The sequence below is a fragment of the Spirochaetales bacterium genome (genome assembly GCA_016930085.1).
Taxonomy (GTDB): domain Bacteria; phylum Spirochaetota; class Spirochaetia; order SZUA-6; family JAFGRV01; genus JAFGHO01.
This window is the reverse complement of sequence record JAFGHO010000082.1, coordinates 40,406-47,906: the sequence shown is the minus strand read 5'-3', so window position 1 is coordinate 47,906 and position 7,501 is coordinate 40,406. Positions and strand designations below refer to the sequence as shown.

The following is a 7,501-nucleotide window of genomic DNA, read 5'->3' as shown; positions in this document are numbered from 1 at the left end:
TTCCCTCTCACATACCCGGCACCATGGCGCGGACCAATCACGAATCGATCTGTCATTTTTGTTCACTCGGCTGCAGGGTAAATTATAAGAAAATAGACGGTGTGACCTGTTATGTTTCAAACAAGCATCTTCACTGCGCAGGTATATCCGGAGGCGGGACGGTTTCTTCCAATGAGGGCTACCTCTGTATGAAAGGACGGTTCGGACACCGCTACCTGACTGAAAATGACCGTATCGCCGGACCGATGATACTTGAGAAGAACACGCACAAGCCGGCGGGCTTTGATGAATCCTTTGACATCACCGAAAAAAGACTCAAGGCGATCATCGATACCCATGGACCCGGCGCGGTCGCTGTTTTTTGTTCACCTGTGTTGTCGAACGAGGAACTCTACCTTTTACAGAAATTCGCGCGGACGGGACTCGGGACAAACGCGGTGGCGAGTCTCTCCCACCTGTTATACGGCCGTGGTCTGGACGGCCTCGATGCGGGTGCCGGGATTACCTGTTCGACGGCGACGATCGACGATATGAAACGGGCGGATGTTATCGTGACAATAAATCCGGGACGCGGTGATGAAACAGTGGTTCTGGAATTACAGATCAGGAAGGCGATGAAACACGGGGCGGCTTTCATTGCCGTGGACTCCTCCGAATCACGCCTTGCAAAGCTCGCCGATCTGTGGGTCCATACGAAACGTGGTTCGAATACCGCCCTGTTAAACGGCATCTGCCGCAAAATTCTGGAAAATGGCGCAAACGCAAAGGAAAACCCCTCTGATATCGAAGGGTTTAAAAACTTCAGGTCGATGGTCGAAGCGTTTCCCGAGGAGGAACTATACGCTGCTACCGGAATATCGCGCGAAACCTTCACGAAGCTGACCGGGCTTCTCGCCGATCCGGCAAAAAAAATATTGTTCGTCTATAATATCGATGCATGGGTCGACAAGTCGTCGTATGATCTCGCGGCGATCGGGAACCTCCTCCTGCTGAAAGGGTGGCCCCGTCATCGGGACAACGGGCTGATTCTCCTGCGGGAATACACGAACTCACAAGGCCTTCTCGATATGGGGGTCGATCCGCGTTACCTTCCCGGTTTCGTGACATACCATGAAGAAGCCGATATCAAGCGGATCGCACAAAGATGGAATACCGATCTTGAGGGAATTTTCAGGCCGGTAGATATCCTTTCGGACATGAAATCGGGAACGATCAAGGCCGCCCTTGTTTTCGGAGAGGACCCGTTATGGCACACCGAAAACAGGCAGTATTTTGGCGGACTAGACTTTCTCCTGGTCAGTGATTTGTTTCTCACAGAGACGGCGAAAAAGGCGGATATCATACTGCCGGGATCGTCTCCTCTTGAAAAAAACGGGACATATACACACTGCGATCTGACCATCCGCAGGGGAAATGCCGTCGTTGACGGCATGGAACCGGAAAACGGCATTGCAGTGATCTGCGGCCTTGCCCGCAGATTTATTCCCGGTTTCAATGAAGAGAATGCGGCCGGGATCTGTGAAGAAATAAGCGAGGTCAACAGGTTTTATCGGAATTGTACACCCGGCGAGTCATGGGTATCTCATCTTGCACTTCATGAATCGACGACATCGGCCAAACGGCTTCGATTCTCGGTTTTCGATACCGATTTCAGGACATTGAGACCGGAAAAACCTTCCGTTCTCTTTTCAGAAAACTATTTTAGGGATACAATAAAAAAAAGAGTACTTCCGCTGCAATAACCTCCGATGTTTAAGGGAATACCGGGATGAAAGAGAAAAGCGGTGAACGTGATAAAAAAAATATCGAACTCGCGCTGCGGGAACGGGTAAAAGAACTCCAGTGTCTTTATGCGATAAGCTCCGAAATGGAATCCGCCAAAGATATACATGAGGCGATTTCCGGGTCCGTCCGCCATATCATCGACGGGTTCCAGTTTCCCGACATTACCGAGGTTACCATACGAATCGACGACTCTTTTTACGGTAAACAACCGGGGGAGTGCGGAAAGTACGACAATTGTATCGAACAACCGATAGTCGCCGACGGAAAGCCGCGGGGAGAAATACGCATCCGGTATACGAAAAAAGCGGCATTTCTCGAAGAGGAAAAAAACCTGATCAAGGAAATATCGAACAAAATTGCACTGGCCATCGAAAAATATGACCTGAAGGAAGAACGCGAAAGAAATGTAATGAAACTCGAAGTGCTCGTGCGTGAAAAAACGAAGGAAGTGGAAGAATCTCACAGAAAAAACAAGGCGCTCAAGGAATTAACCGAAGCCCTCGAGCGCAGTAAAAAAAAGCTCAAGACGTTTTTCGATGCGATTACCGATATTATTGTCGTCATCGATCCTGATTTCAACGTCGTCATGTCGAACAAAGCCTCTATAGCGGGCAATACCCGGTGTTACGAAAAAATATTCAATAACAAGGCCGTTTGTGATTTTTGCCCCGCGCGTTTGGTCTTTACATCAAAGGATAGCCTGGCAAGGGAAGTGAAAATCGACAAAAAGACCTACCTCCTCAAGTCCTACCCGATTATCAACCGGCAGGGAAATGTGGTGAGGGTGCTGGAAAAATGCAGCGATATCACCAAGGAAAAACAGATCGAAAGGCATCTCGTCCAGTCCTATAAACTCGCTTCACTGGGAAAGCTCGTTGCCGGAATTGCACATGAAATCAATAATCCGAACACTTATATTAAAGGAAACCTTGCCATAATCCGTGAGTCGATCGCAGATATATTGCCGATAACCGATGAATACGTTAAACAGCACAGGGACATGAAAATCGCACGGCTTGATTATCGGACGTTCAGGGAACATATTCCCGTTCTTCTCGACGATATGATTCAGGGCGTGGATCGAATCAAGAATATCGTCGATGGACTGAGGAATTTTGCGCGAAAAAACGAAGGTATTCTGGAAGATGATATAAATATCAACACAATCGTTAGAAGCAGTCTGCACCTTGTCGAAAATCAGATCAGGCGTCATGCAAAAATCGGTCTGGACCTGAAAGAAGATATTCCCGTTTTCAAGGGGAACATCCAGAAACTCGAGCAGGTAATGGTGAATATGCTTATCAATGCGTCACAGGCGATTGAAGGGAAAGGCGGGCTCATCACCATCGAAACCGGTTTGAACGGGAAAACCGGCCGGGTTTTTGTCAGAATTACCGATAATGGTATCGGTATCGATGATAAAAATAAAAAGTACATCTTTGATCCTTTTTATACGACAAAGCGTTCAAGCGGGGGAACGGGGTTGGGTCTTTCAATCAGCTATGGTATTATAAAGGAACACAGAGGAACCATCGAGGTGGAAAGTTCATTGCATAAGGGAACGGCCTTTACCATTCTTATCCCCACAGGACGGGACATGCCGTCATGAAAAGAATTCTGGTTATCGACGACGATCAGGCTATCCTGAATTATCTGAACCTTTTTCTTCTTCAAACAGGTAAATTCGATATCCATGTCCTTCAGGATTCCCGTAAAGCTTTCTCAATGCTCGAAAACGACGGGTTTCATATTCTTCTGCTCGATATGGATATGCCGCATGTCACAGGTCTCGATATCCTCGAGTTCATTCGAAGCAGGAATCTCGATATCATCACGATCGTCCTTACCGGCGTCGAGGATATCGACCTTGCCATAAAGGCGATGAAACTGAAAACATTCGATTACCTGTTAAAGCCCATCGATGAAGAAAAAATCATGCACACACTGGGCCTTGCCATCGACCGCTCCGAACTCATCGGGGGGGGCACATCATCTCTCGTACCGCTTTCACTTGAAAGCCTCTCCCATCGGGAAATTTTCAGGGATATTATAACTCGAAACAACGAAATGATGAAAATATTCCACTTTGTCGAGAAATTCGCCCCAACGAACAACAGCATCCTTATCTGGGGAGAAAGCGGGACGGGAAAAGAACTGATCGCACGGGCAATCCACCGGATAAGCAAACGAAAAGATCGAAAATTTGTTGCGGTGAATGCCGGTGCTTTTGCCAATGAATTGTTCGTTTCCGAATTTTTCGGCCATGAAAAGGGGGCGTTCAGCGGTGCGGTTAAGGATAAAAAGGGATTCATCGAGGAAGCATTCGGCGGGACCCTCTTTCTTGATGAAATCGGTGAACTTTCGCTTCCAATTCAAGTAAAACTGCTCAGGGTGCTGCAGGAGGAAGAGTTCTACCGGCTTGGTTCCACGACTAACAGAAAGGCGGATGTGAGAATCATCGCCGCAACGAACAAGAATTTATTCGATGAAATCAACAGAGGGAATTTCAGGAAAGACCTTTTTTTCAGGCTCAATATCAATTCCATCTACCTTCCTCCGTTACGGGAGAGAAAGGAAGACATCGAACTCCTGTCGTATCATTTTCTCAATCTGTACAATAAAAAATACGACAAACATGTCACAAAGATATCTCCCCCGGTCTTGTCCCTGTTGCAACGCCACGATTTTCCCGGCAATGTCAGGGAACTCATGAATATCATCAACAGTTCCATCATTATAGAATCATCACAGGAATTGTCCATGAGTTCACTCCCCCACTATTTTCATGAACAGTCGAAAACGGAGATTAACGATTTCACCGTTCCGGCCCCCGGTTCGTATGATTCCCCTTTGCAGTCCCTGGAAGAGCTTGAAAGGGACCACATTGGACGGGTACTTCGATATACGAACATGAACAGGACGAAAGCTGCCCGGATTCTGGGTATTTCCAGGGTAAGTCTCATCGCAAAAATAAAGAAATACGGGATCGGGTAACGGGGCGATACCCTCACCTTATCGAATATTAGCCGCCCGGCGTATTCAGATTTTCAAATCGAACAAAAAGAATACAACTTGTAAGGTTTTTCGAAATCATTCTAAGGTTTTTTGAAAATTTAAATATACATTCCCTGATTGCATTCGAAAATTCCGAGTCTTACACTTTATATAGCAAGACGGGATTGCAGATGTAGATAGCAGGAAGCGATTCAAAATCTGGATGAGACAATGAAACGGCCTTGCGTAAGGTGTTTCGGGATATTCGTGTATTTAAAAAAGGAGGGTGCCATTATGAAATTCAGGGATATCAGTACGGGTGGTAAAATTACCCTTGGTTTTGTCATCATTATCATCATCACGCTGGTGATCGGCGTATTGGGCCTTTTCAATATTATCGGTCTGCGTTCCCTGTTTGTCGAATATGCGGAGTGGGGAGACATCGACATGGTGATGAATGAAGGAATCACACAGAAAGCACTCGCCGTTATCAACGCGATCGCGATGTACCGTCTTGACAGAAGTCATGTGAATATGATTGAAGTCGAAAACCGGTTCAATACATTGAATGCGGGTATGCGTGAATGGGACGCTCTTGTCGGCGGGAATCCGGAGCTTGTGAACATAGCCGGACAGATCAAAACCCGGATCGGTGCCATTAAAACCATTTCCGATAGTTATCGGGAACGGCTCGGAAATCTCGATATATTCAGAGAAAACTGGGATTTGATTATAACCGAGACGATTAAACTCCTTCAAACAACAATGGAGAAAACGATCGATCCGGCCAAAGAACGCGCCGAAAAATCGGGAAATATAAGAGAGATGATACGGTGGAGTGCCATTGACATGGTAATGAACGAGGAGGTCATCGCCAATTTTCTTCACCTGCAGACCGTCTCCCATGACTATTCGTATATTCAAACGGAAGAACTGTGGAACGGAGTAAAGAGCCGGCTTGATGTGGCGTCCGAAGGGATTGATGCATGGGCCGAGGTTATCGGCAGGGAAGCGGCCATGCTGAGGGTCGTCGAGACCCTGAGAAGCGATCTCGATGAATTCACCGATTATGCGGAACAGGTTCATGTCAATATCGTCGAAATGACCGGACTTGAAAACGATCTTGATACCAGCTATGCTTCAATTGTCACCACCCTTGATGATGTCATGGAAAACACGATCGATCCGGCAAAAGAAGCATCGCTTGAAGTCGCAATGGAAAGACAGCAGAGTGCAATTATCATCTCTTCAATACTTCTTGTCATCTGCGTGATTATCGCGATCGCGATGGCATTTGTCATAACACGCGGAATTACACAACCATTGAATTATTCGGTTTCAATCGCAAACAAGCTCGCGGACGGAAATCTGGCCATGCGGGTCCTCGTCGACCGTAAAGATGAAATGGGGAAACTGCTCTTATCTATGAAAACCATGATCGATAATCTCAGCGACGTCATTTCAACGATAAAAACGGCGGCCGTCAATGTCGCTTCCGGCAGCCAGCAACTTTCTTCGAGTACCGAGGAAATTTCCCAGGGTGCGAACGAGCAGGCCGCGGCCGCCGAGCAGGTTTCTTCCGCCATGGAGGAAATGGGTTCCAACATACGCCAGAACGCGGACAATGCCCTTCAGACGGAGAAAATTTCACTCAAGGCGGCGCAGGACGCCCGGGAAGGCGGGAAAGCGGTTGATGATACGGTTGGGGCAATGAAGGAAATCGCGGAGAAAATCAGGATTATCGAAGAGATCGCCCGCTCGACCAACATGCTTGCCCTGAATGCAGCCATTGAAGCGGCACGGGCAGGGGAACACGGGAAGGGATTTGCCGTTGTCGCCGCCGAAGTGCGGAAACTGGCCGAAAGAAGCCAGGTTGCGGCCGGAGAGATTTCCGAACTTTCGACCACAAGTGTGGCCGTTGCCGAAAAAGCCGGTGAACTACTTCGGAGAATTGTTCCGGACATCCAGAAAACGGCCGAACTTGTTCAGGAAATAAGTGCGGCCTGCAAGGAACAGAACTCGGGGACCGACCAGATCAATAAGGCGATCATACAGCTTGATTCGGTCATTCAACAGAATGCCTCTTCAACGGCGGAGATGGCGGCCACCTCAGAAGAATTAGCAAGCCAGGCAGAACAGCTTCAATCCACGGTCGAGTTCTTCAAGACGAATGGAAAGGAATATGGCGACGGGAAACAAATGCGTCTCGAACGAGTCATCGATATGAAAAAAAAGTCGGAGAAGGGGCATGTCGCCCGTATCGTTCATCATACCGGAAGCTACAAGCGGACATCGGGAGAAAAAGAGCAGACGGGAATCGCCGTCGCGGACGATGACCGGAAAAAGAAGGGGGATGAGGGAATCGACCTTGATATGGGACAGAAAGACAAACCGGATACCCTGGATTCGGATTTTGAGGAGTTTTAGCCCGGACTTCTCACAATTACAAGAGTTCATATTGAAATGTTTGTTATCTGTTTATTATAGAGTGACTTGCATATTTAAGCCGGGTTTTAGCGCTTTTCTCAAAAAGCATACTGTTTTTTGACATTTACTATAATTGTCTATATTGAAACAAGTTAGTGATAATTAAAACTGTATGTGATAAAACCGCAGTAGGAGTCTGCCTGGCTATAATATAGCCATTTGATCGATGCTTCTTTCTCCAATGTTAAAATGTAATTCAAAAATATCTATACATGATTGCTAGTCTAATGATTAT

Annotated in this window: 4 protein-coding genes; all 4 read left to right on the top strand. The window is 47.1% G+C overall.

What is annotated here, in order from left to right; genetic code table 11:
• Positions 1-1,742 (top strand): molybdopterin-dependent oxidoreductase (locus JW881_14170; GenBank protein ID MBN1698657.1); only part of this gene is annotated, 1,742 nt, incomplete at its 5' end.
• Positions 1,743-1,768: 26 nt separating this feature from the next.
• The gene (locus JW881_14165) at positions 1,769-3,394 is read left to right on the top strand and encodes a hypothetical protein (GenBank protein ID MBN1698656.1); all 1,626 of its coding nucleotides are present in this window, start codon (positions 1,769-1,771) and stop codon (positions 3,392-3,394) included.
• On the top strand, positions 3,391-4,779 hold the full coding sequence (locus tag JW881_14160) for a sigma-54-dependent Fis family transcriptional regulator (protein ID MBN1698655.1): 1,389 nt from the start codon (positions 3,391-3,393) through the stop codon (positions 4,777-4,779). Before JW881_14165 ends, JW881_14160 begins: the two co-directional genes overlap by 4 nt.
• Positions 4,780-5,073: 294 nt before the next feature.
• Positions 5,074-7,206 carry a methyl-accepting chemotaxis protein gene (locus tag JW881_14155; GenBank protein MBN1698654.1) on the top strand — a complete coding sequence of 711 codons (2,133 nt, stop codon included), beginning with the start codon at positions 5,074-5,076 and terminating at the stop codon, positions 7,204-7,206.
• The last annotated feature ends 295 nt before the right edge of the window (positions 7,207-7,501 follow it).